Source organism: Streptomyces sp. NPDC045431 (assembly GCF_040646655.1).
Classification (GTDB): domain Bacteria; phylum Actinomycetota; class Actinomycetes; order Streptomycetales; family Streptomycetaceae; genus Streptomyces.
Genome location: NZ_JBEZAQ010000004.1, coordinates 212,824 through 231,244, shown reverse-complemented (window position 1 = coordinate 231,244; position 18,421 = coordinate 212,824). Strand labels below are relative to the sequence as shown.

General features: G+C 72.6%; 20 protein-coding genes. 10 read left to right on the top strand and 10 right to left on the bottom strand.

The features are described from left to right. Nucleotides 1-48: 48 nt before the first annotated feature. Nucleotides 49-735 (bottom strand): response regulator transcription factor, encoded by a 687-nt coding sequence (locus tag AB0A69_RS12175; RefSeq protein WP_361419003.1) that lies wholly within the window; start codon nt 733-735, stop codon nt 49-51. Then, nucleotides 732-1,931, bottom strand: a complete 1,200-nt coding sequence (locus tag AB0A69_RS12170) for a histidine kinase (protein ID WP_361419001.1) — start codon at nt 1,929-1,931, stop codon at nt 732-734. The genes AB0A69_RS12175 and AB0A69_RS12170 overlap by 4 nt, the downstream gene beginning before the upstream one ends. Nucleotides 1,932-2,105: 174 nt before the next feature. Here AB0A69_RS12170 and AB0A69_RS12165 point away from each other — a divergent pair, with 174 nt between their 5' ends. Continuing rightward, a complete protein-coding gene (locus AB0A69_RS12165; protein WP_361419788.1) occupies nt 2,106-2,684 on the top strand; it encodes a hypothetical protein in 579 nt (192 codons plus the stop codon). Here the strand turns inward: AB0A69_RS12165 and AB0A69_RS12160 are convergent. From AB0A69_RS12160 to AB0A69_RS12150, 3 genes are read right to left on the bottom strand one after another with little or no spacing between them, the layout of a single operon-like run. Beyond that, a complete protein-coding gene (locus tag AB0A69_RS12160; RefSeq protein ID WP_361418998.1) occupies nt 2,681-3,253 on the bottom strand; it encodes a cob(I)yrinic acid a,c-diamide adenosyltransferase in 573 nt (190 codons plus the stop codon). The two genes, AB0A69_RS12165 and AB0A69_RS12160, sit on opposite strands and share 4 nt — an antisense overlap. A gap of 13 nt (nt 3,254-3,266) precedes the next feature. Then, nucleotides 3,267-4,016, bottom strand: a complete 750-nt coding sequence (locus AB0A69_RS12155) for an ABC transporter permease (protein ID WP_361418995.1) — start codon at nt 4,014-4,016, stop codon at nt 3,267-3,269. Between the two features lie 9 nt (nt 4,017-4,025). Continuing rightward, nucleotides 4,026-4,808, bottom strand: coding sequence for an ATP-binding cassette domain-containing protein (locus AB0A69_RS12150; protein ID WP_361418992.1), 783 nt, complete (start codon nt 4,806-4,808; stop codon nt 4,026-4,028). A 79-nt stretch (nt 4,809-4,887) separates the two neighbouring features. On the opposite strand from AB0A69_RS12150, the gene AB0A69_RS12145 reads away from it, so the two are divergent. The 4 genes from AB0A69_RS12145 (at nt 4,888) to AB0A69_RS12130 (ending at nt 10,246) form a co-directional block, all read left to right on the top strand. After that, entirely contained in the window at nt 4,888-5,610 is a 723-nt protein-coding gene (locus tag AB0A69_RS12145; RefSeq protein WP_361418989.1) for a TetR/AcrR family transcriptional regulator, read from the top strand. 149 nt (nt 5,611-5,759) lie between these two features. Continuing rightward, a complete protein-coding gene (locus AB0A69_RS12140) occupies nt 5,760-6,608 on the top strand; it encodes a 3-hydroxyacyl-CoA dehydrogenase family protein (RefSeq protein ID WP_361418986.1) in 849 nt (282 codons plus the stop codon). A gap of 151 nt (nt 6,609-6,759) precedes the next feature. Then, nucleotides 6,760-7,083 carry an STAS domain-containing protein gene (locus AB0A69_RS12135; RefSeq protein WP_031073773.1) on the top strand — a complete coding sequence of 108 codons (324 nt, stop codon included), beginning with the start codon at nt 6,760-6,762 and terminating at the stop codon, nt 7,081-7,083. 247 nt (nt 7,084-7,330) lie between these two features. Further along, the gene (locus AB0A69_RS12130) at nt 7,331-10,246 is read left to right on the top strand and encodes an ATP-binding protein (RefSeq protein ID WP_361418983.1); all 2,916 of its coding nucleotides are present in this window, start codon (nt 7,331-7,333) and stop codon (nt 10,244-10,246) included. Between the two features lie 108 nt (nt 10,247-10,354). On the opposite strand, the gene nucS is transcribed toward AB0A69_RS12130, so the two are convergent. After that, nucleotides 10,355-11,017, bottom strand: a complete 663-nt coding sequence (gene nucS, locus AB0A69_RS12125; protein ID WP_361418980.1) for an endonuclease NucS — start codon at nt 11,015-11,017, stop codon at nt 10,355-10,357. Nucleotides 11,018-11,238: 221 nt separating this feature from the next. Between nucS and AB0A69_RS12120 the strand changes: the two genes are divergently transcribed. Next, nucleotides 11,239-11,631: an SCO5389 family protein gene (locus AB0A69_RS12120; protein ID WP_361418978.1), complete on the top strand. Its 393-nt coding sequence runs from the start codon at nt 11,239-11,241 to the stop codon at nt 11,629-11,631. A 109-nt stretch (nt 11,632-11,740) separates the two neighbouring features. Here the strand turns inward: AB0A69_RS12120 and AB0A69_RS12115 are convergent, their stop codons facing one another. Further along, nucleotides 11,741-12,775 carry an LLM class flavin-dependent oxidoreductase gene (locus tag AB0A69_RS12115; RefSeq protein WP_361418975.1) on the bottom strand — a complete coding sequence of 345 codons (1,035 nt, stop codon included), beginning with the start codon at nt 12,773-12,775 and terminating at the stop codon, nt 11,741-11,743. Between the two features lie 163 nt (nt 12,776-12,938). On the opposite strand from AB0A69_RS12115, the gene AB0A69_RS12110 reads away from it, so the two are divergent. Beyond that, nucleotides 12,939-13,271 carry an ATP/GTP-binding protein gene (locus AB0A69_RS12110; protein ID WP_361418972.1) on the top strand — a complete coding sequence of 111 codons (333 nt, stop codon included), beginning with the start codon at nt 12,939-12,941 and terminating at the stop codon, nt 13,269-13,271. Between the two features lie 32 nt (nt 13,272-13,303). Here the strand turns inward: AB0A69_RS12110 and AB0A69_RS12105 are convergent, their stop codons facing one another. The 3 genes from AB0A69_RS12105 to AB0A69_RS12095 form a co-directional block, all read right to left on the bottom strand. Further along, the gene (locus AB0A69_RS12105; protein ID WP_361418969.1) at nt 13,304-14,110 is read right to left on the bottom strand and encodes an ABC transporter permease subunit; all 807 of its coding nucleotides are present in this window, start codon (nt 14,108-14,110) and stop codon (nt 13,304-13,306) included. After that, nucleotides 14,107-15,312, bottom strand: coding sequence for an ABC transporter ATP-binding protein (locus AB0A69_RS12100; protein ID WP_361418967.1), 1,206 nt, complete (start codon nt 15,310-15,312; stop codon nt 14,107-14,109). The genes AB0A69_RS12105 and AB0A69_RS12100 overlap by 4 nt, the downstream gene beginning before the upstream one ends. A 336-nt stretch (nt 15,313-15,648) precedes the next feature. Further along, nucleotides 15,649-16,134, bottom strand: coding sequence for an ATP-binding protein (locus AB0A69_RS12095; RefSeq protein ID WP_361418964.1), 486 nt, complete (start codon nt 16,132-16,134; stop codon nt 15,649-15,651). Nucleotides 16,135-16,363: 229 nt separating this feature from the next. On the opposite strand from AB0A69_RS12095, the gene AB0A69_RS12090 reads away from it, so the two are divergent. The 3 genes from AB0A69_RS12090 to AB0A69_RS12080 all read left to right on the top strand — a co-directional run bounded on the left by AB0A69_RS12090 (nt 16,364) and on the right by AB0A69_RS12080 (nt 18,339). Next, nucleotides 16,364-17,215 (top strand): helix-turn-helix transcriptional regulator, encoded by an 852-nt coding sequence (locus AB0A69_RS12090; RefSeq protein WP_361418961.1) that lies wholly within the window; start codon nt 16,364-16,366, stop codon nt 17,213-17,215. Nucleotides 17,216-17,228: 13 nt separating this feature from the next. Continuing rightward, nucleotides 17,229-17,432: a DUF397 domain-containing protein gene (locus AB0A69_RS12085; protein ID WP_361418958.1), complete on the top strand. Its 204-nt coding sequence runs from the start codon at nt 17,229-17,231 to the stop codon at nt 17,430-17,432. A gap of 118 nt (nt 17,433-17,550) precedes the next feature. Continuing rightward, nucleotides 17,551-18,339, top strand: coding sequence for a hypothetical protein (locus AB0A69_RS12080; protein ID WP_361418955.1), 789 nt, complete (start codon nt 17,551-17,553; stop codon nt 18,337-18,339). Nucleotides 18,340-18,421: the final 82 nt, after the last annotated feature.

Sequence of the window (18,421 nt, the reverse complement as noted above, 5' to 3'; positions counted from 1 at the left end):
CGTCAATAGGTCCAGACCATTAGAGTTCGACTGTCGTTGCCCCGCGCGTCAGACGCCCAACTCCTGCGCCAGTACCGCCGCTTGCACCCTGCTGCGCAGCTGCAGCTTCCCCAGCAGGCGGCTGACGTGCGTCTTCACCGTGGCCTCGGCCATGTCGAGGCGTACCGCGATCTCCGCGTTCGACAGCCCCTCGCCCAGGCAGGACAGCACCTCGCGCTCGCGCCGCGTCAGCGCGTCGAGCGCGGCCGGATCCGGGCCCGCGCCGTTCCGCGCCGACGGGCGCGACGGGCGCGACGGGGCCGCGAACTCCGCGATCAGGCGCCGCGTCACCGCCGGGGCGATCAGGCCCTCGCCGCGCGCCACCGTCCGTACCGCCTCGATCAGGTCCTTCGCCTCCGTGTTCTTCAGCAGGAACCCGGCCGCCCCGGCGCGCAGCGCGCCGAAGACGTACTCGTCCAGGTCGAACGTCGTCAGGACGAGGACGTCGGCGAGGCCCTCGGACACCACCTGCCGGGTCGCCGACACCCCGTCGAGCCGGGGCATCTGGATGTCCATCAGGACCAGGTCGGGCCGCAGCTCCCGCGCGAGGTGCACCGCCTCCTCGCCGTCCCGCGCCTCCCCGACCACCTCGACGTCCGGCGCGCTGCGCAGGATGAGCACCAGCCCGGCCCGTACCGCGCTCTGGTCCTCCGCGACGAGCACACGCACCCGCTGCCCGCGTCGGCTGTCCGTCATGCGTCCGGCTCCTTGTCGTCCTCCGTCACGGGCAGCTCCGCCCGTACCCGCCAGATCTTCTCGTCCCGCTCCACCACCGGGCCCGCCTCGAACGCCCCGCCCACCAGGGCGATCCGCTCCCGCATCCCCACCAGTCCGGCGCCCGAGCCCGGCACCCGCGGACCGGGCCGCACGCCGTACGCGCTCGTCACCTCCACCGTCAGTGCGTGGTCGGCCGACCGGAGGACGACGGTGACCTCGCCCGGGTCGGCGTGCTTCAGCGCGTTCGTCAACGACTCCTGGACGATGCGGTACGCCGCGAGCTCGACCGGCGCCGGCAGCACGGTGTCCGGCGCGCGGCCGTCGAACAGCCGGAACGTCAGGCCGCTTCCGGTGCCGTTCGTCCGCGCGTGGCGCACCAGCGCGTCCAGGCCGTCGAGGGTCGGGGCGGGGGCGGGTTCGTCGTGGTCGCCCCGGTCGCGCAGCAGTCCGATGAGGCGGCGCATCTCCGCGAGGCCCTCGACGCTGTTCTCCCGGATGACGCCGAGCGCCTCCCGCGAGGTCTTCGGGTCGTCCAGCGACAGCGCGGCGGTGGAGTGGATCGCGATCGCGGACAGGTGGCCCGCCACCAGGTCGTGCAGCTCCCGTGCCATCCGCGCCCGCTCGGCGATCACCGCCTCCCGGCGGTCCCGCTCGGCCAGCAGCGCCGTCTGCTCCGCGCGCAGCCGCGCGGTGTCGGCGGCCTGCCGGTGGTTGCGGACGACCGCGCCGGTGATCGCGGGGAAGAAGGAGATCAGGGCCGTGACCACCCCGATCAGCAAGGCGATCGGCTCCCGGTACCAGGCCAGGAAGCCGAGCGTCACCCCGATGGTGATCAGGCCGGTGGTGACCGGGATGCGGCGCGCCGAGGCGGGCGGGCCGTACACGACGGCCGCGTACACGATGTCCGCGAACATCACGATGGTCATCAGGTTGCCGCGCGTGAACTGGTCCCCGACGACGGCGACCGTGCCGGCGACCAGCGCCGTGCGCGGCATGGTCCGGCGCACCAGCGCCAGCGCGGTCATCACGAGGAGCGGCACCAGCACCACCGCACCGGCCGGCAGCCCGGAGTTCGGCCCCTGCGAGTACAGCCCGAACGCCCACAGCACCAGGCCGCAGGCCAGCCCGGCCGCGGCGATCAGCGCATCGGCGCGATGCGTACGGGGGAGTCTCACGGGTCCATCCAACACGGTGGCCCGCCCGGGGGCGTCCACGCGCGGGCGGAGCGTCGACTACATCGAAGGATGCAGTACCGATTCGTCACCGGCGACGACGCGACGGCGGCCGGGCGCCGGGAGGCTGGAGGGGTGCAGAAGGCCCGCCGGAGGGCCGCCGGAGGGAGAACTACTGTGGTCGTCGCGCTGATCGTCATCTGTGAGGTCGGCTTCTGGGTGCTGCTGGCCGCCGGGCTCGCCACCCGCTACCTGCTGAAGATGCCCCGCACGGGCGCCGCGCTGCTGCTGTGCGAACCGCTGCTGGAGGTCGTGCTGCTGGTCGCCACGGCGATCGACCTCAAGAACGGCGCCGAGCCGAGCTGGGAGCACGGCCTGGCCGCGCTCTACATCGGCTACACCGTCGGCCACGGCCACCGCACCGTGAAGTGGCTCGACGGCCACGCCGCCCACCGCCTCGGCGGCGGCCCCCGCCCGGTGCCGCCCCCGCGCTACGGCATGGCCCGCGCCCGCCACGAGGGCCGCATCTGGCTCGGCACCCTCGTGGGGGCGGCGGTCGCCACGGTCCTGCTGTGGCTGGCGATCCTGTACGTGGACGACCCGAGCCGCACCGGCACGCTGGGCGGCTGGATGGGCGGCGCGTGGCGGGCCGCCGGGATCCACGGGCTGATCGCCCTGTCGTACTTCGTCTGGCCGAGGAAGGACCCCGAGGAGCCGGAGAAGCAGCGCGAACCGATCCGGGTGAGCCGTAGCTAGCGCTCCCCGCCCGGCACCCACAGCACGTCGCCGACCTCCTTGTTCGCCGTCCGCGCCAGGATGAAGAGGAGGTCGGACAGCCGGTTCAGGTACGTCGCCGTCAGGGCGTTCATCGTCTCCCCGTGCACCTCCAGCGCGGCCCACGTCGAGCGCTCGGCGCGACGGACCACCGTGCACGCCTGGTGCAGCAGCGCCGCGCCCGGCGTGCCGCCCGGGAGGATGAAGGAGCGCAGCTTCTCCAGGTCCTCCAGGAAGCGGTCGCAGTCCGCCTCCAGCTTGTCGATGTACGACTGCTCCACGCGCAGCGGCGGGTACTCCGGGTCCGGAACGACCGGGGTAGCCAGGTCCGCGCCCACGTCGAACAGGTCGTTCTGGACGCGGACGAGGACCTTGACGACGTCCGCGTCGAGCTTCCCCAGCGCGATCGCGGTGCCGATGACGGCGTTGGCCTCGTTGGCGTCGGCGTACGCCGCGATCCGCAGATCGGTCTTGGCGGTCCGGCTCATGTCGCCGAGCGCCGTCGTGCCCTTGTCGCCGGTGCGCGTGTAGATGCGCGTCAGATTGACCATACGGCCAGCCTAGTTACGCGCCGGCCTTCCGGAACACCCGTGTGCCCACCGTCACGGCCAGCCCGGCGAACGCGACCGCGACCAGCACCCCGTACAGCATCGCCGTGCTCGCGTACTCCCCGACGTACGCCGCCCGCACCGCGTCCACCAGGTAGCGGAACGGCATGAGGTGCGACAGCCCGTCCAGCCAGGCGGGGGCCAGCGCCATCGGCAGCATCAGGCCCGACAGCAGCATCGACGGCATGGTGACGGCGTTGACGACCGGTCCGAACTCGTGGGGTGCCGAGACCTTCATCGCCAGCGCGTACGACAGCGAGGCCAGCGCCATCGTCAGGACGGCGACGAAGCCGAAGCCGATGAGGACCCCGCCGAGCGGCGCCCGCAGGCCCATCGCGACCGCCGCCAGCACCAGCAGCACCGCTTGGAAGACGAGGAGTGCCGCGTCCCGCAGGACCCGCCCCAGTAGCAGGGCGAGGCGGCTGGCCGGCGTGACGCGCAGCCGCTCCACCACGCCCGTCTGCTTCTCCACGATGATCGAGAACCCGGCGAACGACGCCCCGAAGAGCCCGAGCTGGAGCAGCAGCCCGGGGACGAGCACCTGCCACGAGTCGCCCTCCGTACCGAGCGGCAGCCCGGTGAGCAGCGGCCCGAAGAAGAGCAGGTACAGCAGCGGCATCAGCACGCCGAAGAGCATGTGGAACTTCGAGCGCAGCGTCGCGCGGGCGTACCGCCCGAAGACGAGCGCGGTGTCGTGCAGCAACAAGGCAGGCTCCTAGACCGCGAGGGGTGTGGGCTCGGTGGGCGCGGGGCGGCGCCCGGTGATGGCGAGGAAGGCGTCCTGCAGGGACGCGTCCGCCGAGCCGGCGTACCGCTCCTTGAGCTCCTCCGGGGCGCCCTCGGCGACCACCACGCCCTTGTCGACGACGACGAGCCGGTCCGCGAGCGCGTCCGCCTCGTCGAGGTAGTGGGTGGTGAGGAAGACGGTGGTGCCGTGCTCGTCGCGCAGCCGCCGCACCAACCGCCACAGGTCCGCCCGGCTGCCGGGGTCGAGGCCGGTGGTCGGCTCGTCGAGGAAGAGCACCTCGGGGCGGTGGACGAGCCCGAGGGCGATGTCGAGCCGCCGCCGCTGCCCGCCGGAGAGGGCCGCGCACGGCCGGTCGAGCAGTTCGGCCAGGTCCAGCTCGCGCGCGAGCTCCTCGGCGCGGGCGGCCGCCTCGGCCTTGGACAGCCGGTAGAGGCGGCCCTGGGTGACGAGCTCCTCGCGTACCGAGATCTGCGGGTCGACGCCGCCGGACTGGGCGACGTACCCGATCTTCTGCCGTACGCCGGCGGGGTCGGCGACCAGGTCGCGCCCGGCGACCGTGGCGGCGCCGCCGGTCGGCGGGAGCAGCGTGGTGAGCATCCGCAGGGTGGTGGTCTTGCCGGCCCCGTTGGGGCCGAGGAAGCCGAGGATCTCGCCGGGCCGCACGGTCAGGTCGACGCCGCGCACGGCTTCGACGGGGCCGTTGCGGGTGCGGAAGGTGTGGGCCAGTCCGGCCGCGCTGATGATGGGCATGACCCCAGAAAACCAGAGCGACTTAAAAATTGCAATGACTCCAAGTTTTCAGTGTGCCCAGGAAAGCTAGGATGAGGGCATGACGACCACCGGGAAGCCGAGCGGGGCGAGCGAGAAGCGTGGGGGGCGCGAGGCGCGTGAGGCGCCCGAGGCGCCCGAGGCGCCCGAGGGGCTGAGGGAGCGCAAGAAGCGGCAGGCCAGGCGCCACATCTCCGATGTCGCTACGGGCCTGTTCCTGGAGCGCGGCTTCGACGCGGTGACGATCGCCGAGATCGCCCGGGCCGCCGACGTCTCCGTCAACACGGTCTACAACTACTTCCCCGCCAAGGAGGACCTCTTCCTCGACCGGGGCGAGGATCTGGTCGACCGGGTCTCCCGGTGGGTCAGGGGCCGGCGCCCGGGGGAGTCGGCAGCCGAAGCGGTCCTGCGCGAGCTGCGCGAGGCGGTCGAGGGCCTCTCGAACGAGGTCGGGCTCTTCCCGGGGTACGCCGACTTCATGCAGGTCATCCTGGACGCCCACACCCTGCGCTCCCGTCTCTGGGAGATCCAGGGGCAGGCCCTGGAGAACCTGGAGCGCACCGTGCGGGCGGAGGTCGGCGCGGACGACGCCGACCCCGTGCCCCTCCTCGTCGCCGGCCAGCTCAACTGGCTGCACTCCACCCTCATGCGCTGGATCACCGCCCAGATGCTGCGCCGCCGCGACCCCGCCGAGGTCTCGCGCGAAGCGCTCGTCCTCCTCGACGAGATGGAGGAGCTGCTGGGCGAACAGGTGCTCACCTATGGGGTGAAAAGCCGGGGATGACCCGCCGGAAGTCTCACCTGACGGGCCGTATCAGTGTGATGTCCGTCATGTGAGACGTGACGCGCATCTCTTCGCCGCCACACGGGCCCCGCCGGACGCTAACCTCCCGCCGAAGGGCCGAAAAGTAAACAGGCGTTAAGGGGTAGAACGTGGCCAGGAAGCTCGCCGTCATCGGGGCCGGACTCATGGGATCCGGAATCGCGCAGGTCTCGGCCCAGGCGGGCTGGGAGGTCGTGCTGCGTGACGTCACCGACGCGGCCCTGACCCGCGGTACGGACGGCATCAAGGCGTCGTACGACAAGTTCGTCTCCAAGGGCAAGCTGGACGCCGCCGACGCCGAGGCCGCGCTCGCCCGGATCACCACGACCACCGACCTCGACGCGGTCGCCGACGCCGACATCGTCGTCGAGGCGGTCTTCGAGAAGCTGGAGGTCAAGCACGACATCTTCCGTACGCTCGACAAGCTCGTACGCGACGACGCCGTGCTCGCCTCCAACACGTCCGCCATCCCGATCACCAAGATCGCCGCCGTGACGGAGCGCCCGGAGCGCGTCGTCGGCACGCACTTCTTCTCGCCCGTCCCGATGATGCAGCTGTGCGAGCTGGTGCGCGGCTACAAGACGAGCGACGAAACCCTCGCCACCGCCCGCGAGTTCGCCGAGTCCGTCGGCAAGACCTGCATCGTCGTCAACCGCGACGTCGCCGGGTTCGTGACGACCCGTCTCATCTCCGCGCTCGTCGTCGAGGCGGCGAAGCTGTACGAGTCGGGCGTCGCCTCCGCCGAGGACATCGACATCGCCTGCAAGCTCGGCTTCGGCCACGCCATGGGCCCGCTCGCCACCGCCGACCTGACGGGCGTCGACATCCTGCTGCACGCCACCGGCAACATCTACACCGAGACCCAGGACGAGAAGTTCGCGCCGCCGGAGCTGATGCGCCGGATGGTGGACGCCGGTGACATCGGTCGCAAGAGCGGGCAGGGCTTCTACAAGCACTGAGCCGTGTCGGCGGTGACGCCATCACCCCGAGGGGTGAATTCGGTATCGGTTCGCTTACAAGGCGCAACTGCTCCACCGGTACGGCAGTCAGTTGATGCATAGAAAGAACCTGACGACCACAGCACCATCACAGCACTCTCGGGGAGCGCATATGCATATCAGGGGCGACCACGCCGAGCTGGTCGTCGGGGGCCGCCTCGACGTCCGCAGCGCGGCGGACGCCCGTACGGTCCTGCACTCGGCCGTCGACGACGGCGCCGGCGACCTGGTGCTCGACCTGACCGGCCTCGACTCCTGGGACGCCACCGGACTCGGGGTCATCATGGGCGCTCACCGGCGTGCGGGCCGCTGCGGCCGCCGGCTGGTGCTGCGGGGCGTACCGCCCCAGATGCAGCGCCTGCTGGTGGCCACCCGGCTGCACCGCATCCTCGCCATCGAGGGCGGCATCGCCGCCGAAACGTTGCCCCGCGTCTGACATCGGGCGGCCTTTCGCAGGCCGTGGCCGTGGCCGTGGCCGTACGCCGCAGGCGCACAATCCTCACAAGACCGTGACGTCTTGGGCGGCACGGCACCCCGGCGCTTCCTCGATACTGGGCGAACGTCTAGGGTTCGGTCGCCTGCCGAATGACGAACCCACCGGCGGGCACCGGACCAGAAGCGCCAGCGGCGTGCGGAACGGCCGGGAGGGACTTCGGCGCGCACCGCTTTTGGGGGCACACACCATGAACCCGATGAACCGAGGGCCGGCTGAGTACGGCCCCGACAAGGACGACAACGGCACCGGCGGCGACGGTTCCCACCGCGCCCACTCCGCGTCGCGCGACGACGCGGCGCCGCGCGAACGCGGCGGTGAACGCGGTGCCGAGCGGGGGCTGCCGGCCGGCCCCGCCCGTACCGCCCAGATCGTCGCGGGCGACCTGCTGCTCACCGTCAACCCGATAGACGGCAGCGAGATCGAACCGTGTCCGCCCGGCCGGCAGCCCGCACCACCGGGCCGCCGCACCGCCGAGGAGCGCGTCGAACGGGCCCGCGCCGCGGGCCCGCCCGTGCCCCCCGGCCCCGCCGCCCGCCACCTGACGCTGCTGGAGCGCCAGGGGGAGCGCGAGCGGCTGGTACGGCTCCTCGCGCGCGGCCGCTCCGTCCGGCTGACCGGGCCCCACGGCTCCGGCCGCACCGCGCTGCTCGACGCCGTCGCGGCCGACTGCGCCGACCTCGCCCCCGACGGCGTCGTACGGCTCAGCGGCCACCGCCGCACGGCCACCGAGCTGCTGCACGAGCTCTTCGCCACTGTGTACCGCGCGCCCGGGCAGCGGCCCGACCGCGCGGGGCTGCCGGCCGCCGTGCGGGAGATCGGCGCCGTCGTGGTCGTCGACGACCTCGAGTTCGGCGGCACCGCGCTGGACGAGCTGCTCGACGCCGCGCCCGAGTGCGCCTTCCTGCTCGCCACCACGCCCGACGTCGCCGCGCCGTCGCCCGACTCGCACCTCGAAGAGGTCTTCCTGGGCGGGCTCGGCCGGGGCTCCGTCCTGGAGCTGCTGGAGCGCGGCGTCGACCGCGCGCTCACCGACGAGGAGGCGAACTGGGCGGCGGACCTCTGGTTCGAGTCCGAGGGCCTGCCCCTGCGCTTCGTCCAGGCCGGCGCCCTGCTGCGGCAGCGCGACGAGCTGAGCGCGGGTGCCGGGACGGGGGCCGGGAGCGCGGACGCGGACGAGGACGGCGACCCGGAGCTCGCGGACGACGCGTCCGGCGACGCCGACGTCTTCACCGGCGCCCGAGCCCTCCCGCTGCCGACGCTCGCCGAAGGCGCCGCGCCCGCAGCCCTGCTCGCCTCCCGGCTCTCCGAGTCGGCGCGCGAGACCCTGCGCTTCGCGGTCGCCCTCGGCGGCGAGGTGCCGCACCAGGCGCACCTGCCGGCGCTGGTCGGCGACACCCACGCGGACGCCGCCCTCGCCGAGCTGCTCGGCTGCGGGCTGCTCACCCCGGTCGGCTCACGCCACCGGCTCGCCTCCGGGGTGCTCGCCCAGCTCACCCGGAGCGGGTACGACAAGGGCGCGGTCGCCCGCGCCCACACCGCCGCGCAGCACTACGCCTGGTGGGCCGCGCACCCGTCGGTCACCTCCGAGCGGGCCTGTGCCGAGGCGGACGCGGTGCTCGCCGCGATGGCCGCGCTGGTGCCCGGGGGAGAGGCCGGCCACGCGAGCGCGGCCGTGCTGCTGGCGCGCAGCGCGGCACCCGCCTTCGCGGCCGGGCTGCACTGGGCCGCCTGGGAGCGGGCGCTGCGCACCGGCCAGGAAGCCGCCCGCATTTCGGGCGAAGTGGCCGAAGAAGCGTATTTCCACCACGAGTTGGGTGTTCTCGCGCTCTGCTCCGGGAACCTCGACCGGGCCCGCGCCGAGTTGGAGGCGTCCATCGGCATGCGCGGCGCGCTCGCCGACAAGCGCGGCACGGTCGCCGGGCGCCGGGCCCTGGCCCTGGTCGCCGACCGCGAACGGGGCGCACTGTCGGCCGGCCGTACGGCGGCGGGTGAGGTGGCGCGGCGCGAGGAGCCGGAGACCCCCTCCGGCGGCGTACCGACCCCCGCCGGCGGCCTCGGGGCCCTGCCGTACCTGCCGGGCCTGTCGCGCGAGACCCCCTCCGGTGCCCTGCGCAAGGACGCTCCCGGTACGCCGGGGACTGCGCCCGGCGCAGCGAGTGCGCGGCCGGGGCAGGCCGCCCTGGGTGCCGGGCCCCTGGGTGCCGGGCCCCGCCCGTCCGCGCCCGGCTCCTCACCGTCCGGTCCTTCGGGGCCCGGGACTTCGGGGCCCGGCTCCGCGGGGCCCGGTTTCCCGCGGCCCGGTGCTTCGCGCCCCGGCCTCTCCGGGCTCGGCTCCTCCGCGCGGCGCGCCCTCCTCGCCGGCGCCCGGCGCAACGTCGTCGCGGCGAGCGCGGGCGCGCTCCTCGCCGCCGTGCTCGGCACGGTCGTCACGCTCGGCGCCACCTCGGGCGGCGAGGAGGACGAGGGCGGCTCGGGCCGCGTCACCTCCGACCAGACGGCCACCGTGGACGACGGCAACGGCGGAGGCTCGGACACCGAGGAGCCCGGCCAGGACTCCACCCGCGACCCCGCCGGCGGCTCCACCGGAGGCTCCGGCGGTACCGGCGGTCCGGGCGGCTCCGGCGGCCCCGGCGCCTCGGCCCGGCCGGGCGAGTCGGGCTCGGCGGGCAGCCCGACCGCTCCGGGCGGCGGCACCCCCTCCGCGACGACCGGCTCGACGTCGACCAGCGGCACCTCGCCGACGTCCGGCGGCAGCAGCTCCACGTCGACCGGCGGCAGCTCCTCGCCCAGCAGCACCGGCGGCGGCAGCTCCTCGCCGGCCACCACCGGCGGCAGCAGCGGCGACCCCTCGCCGAGCACCTCCGGCGGCAGCACCACCTCGCCGGCGCCGACCACGAGCGGCGGCTCCACGACGGGCGACGCCGGCAGCAGCACGAGTGGCTCCACCACGGGCGACCCCACGACCGGAGGCACGGCGGACGGCGGCGCCGACAGCGGCGGCACCGACACCACGAGCGGCGGCGCGGGCGGCGGAACCACCGGCGGCGGCACCGACACCACCGGCGGTACGACGACCGACGGGGGCGCGCCCAGCAGCTCCTGAGACGCGGACCGCGGAACACGGACCGCGGAACACACGGAAGGCCCCGGGCGACCGAAAACGTCGCCCGGGGCCTTCCGCGTACCGCTGGTCAGAGGAGCCGAGAACGGCTCAGAACAGCCGCAGCTTGTCGTCCTCGATGCCGCGCAGCGCGTCGTAGTCCAGCACCACGCACCCGATCCCGCGGTCCGTCGCCAGCACGCGCGCCTGCGGCTTGATCTCCTGTGCGGCGAAGATGCCCCGCACCGGCGCCAGGTGCGGGTCGCGGTTGAGCAGCTCCAGATAGCGCGTGAGCTGCTCCACACCGTCGATCTCGCCGCGCCGCTTGATCTCCACGGCGACCGTGGCGCCGTCCGCGTCACGGCAGAGGATGTCCACGGGACCGATGGCAGTGGGGTATTCGCGCCGGATCAGCGCATAACCGTCCCCCAATGTCTCGATCCTGTCGGCGAGGAGCTCCTGGAGGTGCGCTTCCACGCCGTCCTTGATGAGGCCGGGGTCCACACCGAGCTCGTGCGACGAGTCGTGGAGGATCTCCTCCATCGTGATGATCAGTTTCTCGCCCGCTTTGTTCACGACCGTCCACACGCTGTCGTCGCCCTCCTTGAGGGTGCACGGCGGGGACATCCAGTTGAGCGGTTTGTACGCCCGGTCGTCCGCGTGAATGGAGACGCTGCCGTCTGCCTTGACGAGGATCAGACGGGGGGCGGAGGGCAGGTGGGCGGTGAGCCGGCCCGCGTAGTCCACGGAGCAGCGGGCGATGACGAGACGCATGGTGCGCAACGCTACAAGACAGCCGCTCTTCCGCGCGATTCGGTCCTAAACCCCCGTACGTACATGGCCGGTTGTGACCCCATTCTCCTGGTGCGCTCCGGACAGCGCGCTTACCGTGGACGCGGGAGGTCGTCGCCCGGGCACTCTGCGTGGCGTACGGGGCGTCCTCCTTCCCTGCCCGTAAGGCCTCGGTTCCGTCCGGGGCCGCGAGAGGAGAACCCATGTCGCTCGACGTCTCACCGGCGCTGTTGGAACAGGCCGAGCGAGGCGAGGTCGACGAAGCCGACTTCGTCGACTGCGTCCGGACCTCCCTGCCCTACGCATGGGAGATGATCAGCTCGCTGGTGGCCCAGCTGAAGGTGGACGGCGGCGCGTTCGCCGACAACCAGACGCCGCCGCCGGACGAGCAGGCACGCGGCCAGCTGCTGCGTGCGCTCGCGAGTGACGCGATCCGGGGTGCGCTCCAGCGGCACTTCGGGGTCCGTCTGGCGTTCCAGAACTGCCACCGCGTCGCGGTGTTCCCGCTGGACTCCTCGGTGGACGAGCGGTACACCCGCTTCACTTCCGTACGGGCCCAGCTGCTGAACCAGTCGCCGACACTGCGCGACTGCTGAGCCCGTGCTGCCGCTCCGCCTCGCGGGAGGCGCGCCTCGCACCGGGGCGGCAGCACCGATGGCCTCAGGCCTCATGCGCCACATGCCTCATGGCTCATGGCTCACGGGTTCAGGTGAGGAGCGGCAGCACCTCCGAGCCCAGCCGCCGTACGTTCTCCTCCGTGGCCAGGACGTCGCCCGAGCCCTCGACGAGCAGCGCGAAGCGCGTGATGCCCGTCCGCTCCGACGTCGCCGCGAGCCGGTCCGCCGCCCCTCGGGCCGTCCCCACCGGGTGCAGCCGGCACAGCAGCTCCGTGTACGCGACCGGGTCACGCATCGCACGGTGCCGCCCGTCGACCGTCACATGGGCGTCCAGCCCCTGCTTCAGCCAGCCGGGCATCGCCTTCAGCAGTGCCTGGGCCGCGTCCGCCGCCCGGTCCGCGATCTGCGCCACACCCGCCGAGACGTGGCCGGCGGCGGCGCGGGCGATCACCTCGGCAGGGTGTCCGGCGGCGCGCGCCTCCGCCCGCCACAGCGCGACCATCTCCGCCTTCTCGTCGTCGCCGCAGTGCATGCCGAGCAGCATCGGCAGGGCTCGCTCGGCCGCCAGCCGTACGCTCGCGGGCGAGGTGCACGCGAGGATGGTCTCGGGGACCGGGTCGCCGTCGATCAGCTCGTCCGCCCTCGGGACGACGGCCACCTCGCGGAACCGGTGGCGCGGCCCGTCCGCCCCCACGCGCGGCTCGCGCAGCCAGCGCAGCAGCAGGTCCAGCGACTCCGGGAAGTCCCGCTCGTACGCCGCGAGGCCCGAGCCGAAGACCTCCAGGTCGACCCAGGGCCCGCCCCGGCCGACACCGAGCGTGAACCGGCCCCCGGAGGTGACGTGCAGCAGCGCCGCCTGCTCGCCGAGCGTGACGGGGTGGGTGGTCGGCAGGACGCTGACCGCGGTGCCGACGCGGATCCGGCGGGTGCGGCCCAGCAGCAGTGCGGCGAGGGTGATGGCCGAGGGGCACACGCCGTACGGGACGAAGTGGTGCTCGGCGAGCCAGACCGAGTCCAGCCCGGCCTCCTCGGCGACCTCGGCCGAGCGGATCGCGCGGTGCAGCGTTTCGCCCTGTCCCTGGCCGGGAAACTGGGCGGCCAGTACGAAAGTTCCCACACGCATCGCCTGATGCCTCCTAGAGCGGCCGACGCGACTCCCCTCACGGCAACAACGCCTGGCAGGTGCCAAAGGCAACGGCCGACGGGCAAGTTGTTCTGATTTTCCGCTAACTGCCTCTGTCGTAGGCTGGACCGGCCCTGTCAGCGCCCGCCAAGTGAGGTGTCCCGTGTCTCCGCGCCGCAACCGCCCCCGTGGCGGCGAGAAGCCGAACGAGCGCGCCGCCGAGACGGGCGACCGGTACGGCGGTTTCCAGCGCAGCGAGACCTGGCAGGGCGAGGACTGGGCCGTCCGGCACGTGGCGGGCGCGAGCACCGCGGGCAAGCGGTACCGGTGCCCCGGCTGCGATCAGGAGATCCCCTCCTCGGTTCCGCACGTGGTGGCGTGGCCGTCGTCGTACGGCGGCGTGGAGGACCGGCGCCACTGGCACAAGGCGTGCTGGAACGCGAAGGACCGCCGCACCACGCGGGTGCAGCGGTCCCGTAACGCGCCCCGGTACTAACCCGGACGAGTGAAGCGGAGATCCGTCGTGTGTCAGACGTCCCGCTTGTCCATCGACAGGGCGGCGCCGACCATGGCCACCGCGGTCACGCCCAGCATGATCCACAGCGGCTCCCAGCCGGACGGGCCGGTCTGGGTGACGGCGTTGTCGTAGAGGACGCCGAGCTGGCTCGGGATCGAGTACTCGAAGAGGGCCTGCCGCACGTCCTGGAGCGACTCCGCGACCATGAACAGCGCCAGGACCAGGGGCAGCAGGACCAGGCCCAGCATGACGGTGATCGCGCCGGCCGAGTGGCGCAGCAGCGCGCCGACGGCGAGCGACAGCAGGCCGAGCGTCGCCACGTACAGACCGACGCCGACGGTGGCGCGGAACCAGTCCTCGCCGGTCGACGTGCCCGAGTCGACGATCGCGCTCTGGATCGCGCCGACGAGCGCGGCGACGGTGGTGGTGACCAGGAAGACGACCAGGAAGAAGACGATCGACTTCGCGGCGAGCACCCGTACGCGGCTGGGGCACGCGGTCAGGGTCGTACGGATCATGCCGGTGCCGTACTCGGACGAGATGGTCAGCACGCCCAGCGTGATCACGCAGATCGAGCCCAGCAGCACGCCGAAGAAGCCGAGCGGAAGCACGGACTCGCCTTCGAGGTCCGTGTTGGTGCCGGCGACGGCGAATGCGGAGAGCAGGCCGATGCCGATCATCAGCAGGATCATCACGCCGAGCGTCCACATCGTGGACCGGACGGATCGGATTTTGGTCCACTCGGAGGCGAGCGCGTCCCCGAGGTGGGCGCGGCGGACGGGGATGGGGGAGCTGTAGGAGTACGGCGGGGTGGTCATCGGGCGTCCTCGGGGTCGCTCTTGGTCAGGGAGGCCGGGGCGGGCGGGGCGACGGGCGGCTGCGCGGGCGGCGCCGGCGGCGCGGCGGGCGGTGCCGCCTGGGGGGCGGGGGCGGGGGCGCCGGGAGCCGGGGCGCTCGGCGCCGGGGCGCCGGCCGCGTACGGGTTCTGTCCGGGCGGCGGCGGGGCGTACCAGCCCTGCTGCGGCACCTCGGGGACCGCCGGCGGCGCGTACCCGCCCATCGCCGGCTGCTGCTGCGGCTGCATGAGCCCGGAGCGCTGGTCGATGGTGGAGCGGTAGTCCACGGCTCCCTGCGTGAGCCGCATGTACGCCTCCTCCAGCGAGGCCTGGTGCGGCGACAGCTCCCAGAGCCGTACGTCCGCGTCGTGCGCGAGGTCGCTGATGCGCGGCAGCGGCAGCCCGGTCACGCGCAGGGCGCCGTCCGGCTCCGACATGACCTGCCCGCCGGCCTCGGCGAGCACGCCCATCAGCTTGTCCCGCTGCGCGGGCTCCGTCTGCGGCGTACGCACGCGCGCGAAGTCGGCGGAGTTGGCCGAGATGAAGTCCTTGACGCTCATGTCTGCGAGCAGCTGCCCGCGCCCGATCACGATCAGGTGCTCGGCGGTCAGCGCCATCTCGCTCATCAGGTGCGACGACACGAAGACGGTCCGGCCCTCGGCGGCGAGCGCCTTCATCAGGTTGCGCACCCAGAGGATGCCCTCGGGGTCCAGGCCGTTGACGGGCTCGTCGAAGAGCAGCACCTGCGGGTCGCCGAGCAGCGCGGCCGCGATGCCGAGCCGCTGCCCCATGCCGAGCGAGAAGCCCTTCGACCGCTTCTTCGCCACGTCCTGGAGCCCGACGACGCCGAGCACCTCGTCGACCCGCCGCGCCGGGATCCCGGCGAGCTGCGCCAGCGACAGCAGGTGGTTGCGCGCACTGCGCCCACCATGGACGGCCTTGGCGTCCAGCAGCGCGCCGACCTGCCGGGGCGCGTTCGGCAGCTTGCGGAAGGGGTGCCCGCCGATGGTGACGTGGCCGGCCGTCGGCTGGTCCAGGCCCAGGATCATGCGCATGGTCGTCGACTTCCCGGAGCCGTTGGGCCCCAGGAAGCCGGTGACGGTGCCGGGCCGCACCTGGAAGGAAAGGTTGTACACGGCCGTCTTGGCGCCGTAGCGCTTCGTCAGGCCGACTGCCTCGATCATTCTCCAGCCCCATCGACAGGTCAGCTCAAGTCAGGGCGCGTAGCCCCCGTAGGAGGTAAGAGCGTATCGAGCGCTTGACGGTTCCGGCCAAGCCGTAAAAGCTGCGCCGCTGGCTGAGGGCGGAGTGCGCCGGGCCGGGCGCTCTGCGGAGGGGCGTGCTTCCGGCGGGCTGGACCTGGGCTCCTGTGGTCGGCCGCCCGCGTGGGGGCGAGGTGGCGGCCGCCCTCCTTTCCCGAGAGTCGCGACCAACGGGAGCGCCCTTGACGGGCCGCAGGAGCCCGCCACACTCGGTGCGAGGGCGGCCCCGCACCGCGACCAATCGCAGCCGCCCCACCCCTACGAACCGAGAAGACGCGGCTGCGCGAACTCCGCCTGTGCCTTCGGTGCCAGTTCGCACCACAGGAGCTTGCCGTTCCGGCCGAACAGGTCGTCGCCCAGCGGGTAACCGCCCCAGTTGTCCGCGTACATGTGCACCAGCAGCAGCCCGCGCCCGCTGTCCGCGTCTGGCGGAGCGAGGGCGGGCTGTCGCATGCCCGGGGGGCGGTCGAAGGGAGCCGGGATGTACGGGTTGGTGTCCCACACGCTGATCCGGAGCCAGCCGCCCTCCATGTGCCGCAGCCGCAGCGTCGCCGGACCGTCGGAGTGGCGGTACGCGTTGGTGATCAGTTCGCAGGCCAGCAGCTCGGCGGTGTCCGTTAGTTCGTCCATGCCGTGCCCGGCGAGAACGGCCCGCAGGGTCATCCGGGCCACGCGTGGTGCGCGGGGGTTGTGGGGAATCTGGAGGAGGTACGACCACGGGGCATGCGGGGATACGGTGTCCACGGAAGTCTCCTGTGGGGAGGTGGGGTTGGATCACTCGACGACGGGACCGCGCGGTGGCCTTGCCGCGGGACGCGGTGCGCTTCCGCCTTGCAGGTCGGGCCAGTTGAGTGGCTTGAGTCACACCCTAGGGCAGTTGCTGGTATACCTACTAGCGATTCGCTGAGAACCATCTCAACTCCCCACCTGTGGGTGACACACCGGTACGGATGTGTGAGGAGAACGGAGAACAGTGGCGCCCAGCACCACCCCCACGCTCCGCCAGCAGCGACTTGGCGCGGAGCTGCGCAAGCTGCGGGAGCAGGCCGGACTCACGTCGACCGGCGCCGCCCAACTGCTCGGCGTCAACCAGGCGCGTATCAGCAGCATCGAGTCGGGCCGCTACGCGGTGAGCGCCGAACGTGTACGCGCCTTCGCCCGCACGTACGCGTGCACCGACGAGGCGCTGATAGAGGCGCTGTGCGGCATGACCGGTGGCCGCACCCGGGGATGGTGGGACGCGTACCGGGAGCACCTTCCCGCCCGGTTGGTCGACGTCGCCGAACTCGAGCACCACGCGACCGAGTTGCGTGTCGCCCTGGTGATCCACATCCCGGCGCTTCTGCAGACGGCCGACCACGCGCGGGCGCTGTTCAGCGAGGTCGTCCCACCCTTCTTGCCGTACGAGGCGGAACACCGCCTCTCCCATCGCATCAAGCGTCAGGCCGTGCTCCACCGGGACCCGCCCATCCCGTACACCGCCCTCATTCACGAGGCCGCGCTGCGAATGGGATTCGGCGGTTCTAAAGTCGCCCGCGCACAGCTCCAACACATCATCGACATGAGCGAGCGTGACAACGTCACGGTCCGCGTACTTCCGTTCGGCAGTGGCGCGTTCCCGGGAACCGGGCAGTCCATCGACTATGCGTACGGCCCTGTGTCGCAGCTCGACACCGTGCAGGTCGACACCCACTTCGGGTGTGAGTTCGTCGACGCGGAAGCTCAGCTCGTCAAGTTCCGGTCCGTTCTCGACCGCATGGAGGCGGCGAGCCTCAAGCCGGCGGAGACACGGGACTTCATCCATCGGCTGGCCCACGAGGTCTGAGAGGTAGTCACACGTGCACGCGTACCAGTGGCGGAAGTCGTCCTACAGCGGTGACGGTACGAACTGCGTTTGCCTCGCCACCGCCCCCGACGGCGCCGTCCTGCTCCGGGACAGCAAGGCGCCCGCGCGGCTCGTCGCCGCGAGTGCCGAGGCCGTGAGCCGGTTCGTGGGGGCCGTCGCGGCGGGGTGGTTCGACGAGCCGCGTGGTCGAGCCTGATCACGTTGTCGTCACGCCGGGATCCCGATTTGCGCAGGCGTGATCACCCAACTTTCACAACTGCCTAGTGTTGACGCAGTCGCGACAAGCGGCACCCCCACTCAGCGAAAGTGGCGTCATGCGAAGCACCCTCGTCCGTCGTACCGCCGTCGCCGCCACCGCGGTTTCCCTGGCCGTGCTGGCCACCGCCTGCAGCGGTTCGGCCGAGAAGGGCGGGGACGCGGGGCAGAAGGGCGACAAGGGCAAGGCGTCCGCGCCCGCCGAGGCCGCCGAGGCGTCCGGTGCGAAGGCGCCGTCCTCCGCCGAGCTGGAGAAGCTCGCGCTCGTCGAGGGGGACGTGCAGCTGCACGAGGTGAAGTCGGCGACCGCCGCCGAGAAGATCACTGCCGCCGAGATCACGACCGACAAGCCGGAGTGCCTCGCCGTCGCCCACGCGGTGGCCGGCGTGGCGCAGGGGCAGCCCGTGGGGACCACCGAGGCGCGGCGGGTGACCGAGAAGCCCGAGAAGAACAAGAAGGCGGTCGAGGGGGGCGACATCATGGCGGCGTTCAACCTGACGACCACCCAGGTCGTCCTCGGCTCGTACGACGGCAAAGGCGCCGAAGGGGCCTTCGCGGCGCTGCGCAAGGCGGCGGCCGATTGTGCCGGCGGGTTCACCACCACGTGGAAGGGCGAGCAGTCGAAGGTGGCCAAGGTCACCGAGCTCAAGGCCGCCGGTGGCGACGAGGCCGCCGCGTGGGGCGTCGCCCTCGAACAGGACGGCGAGACGGTGACGTACAAGATCACCGCCGTGCGCAAGGGCGCCGTGATCGGGTCCTTCTCCTCGTTCAACCTCATCAGCGCGCAGGGCAAGGACTTCCCGCTGCCCACCGCCGTCATCGAGGCGCAGGTCGCCAAGCTCGGCTGAGGGCGGTAAGACGCAGCCGGTGCGTACGCGCGGTCGGGGAATCCGGCCGCGCGTACGCGTTGCCGCCCCCTCTCCGAGGGTC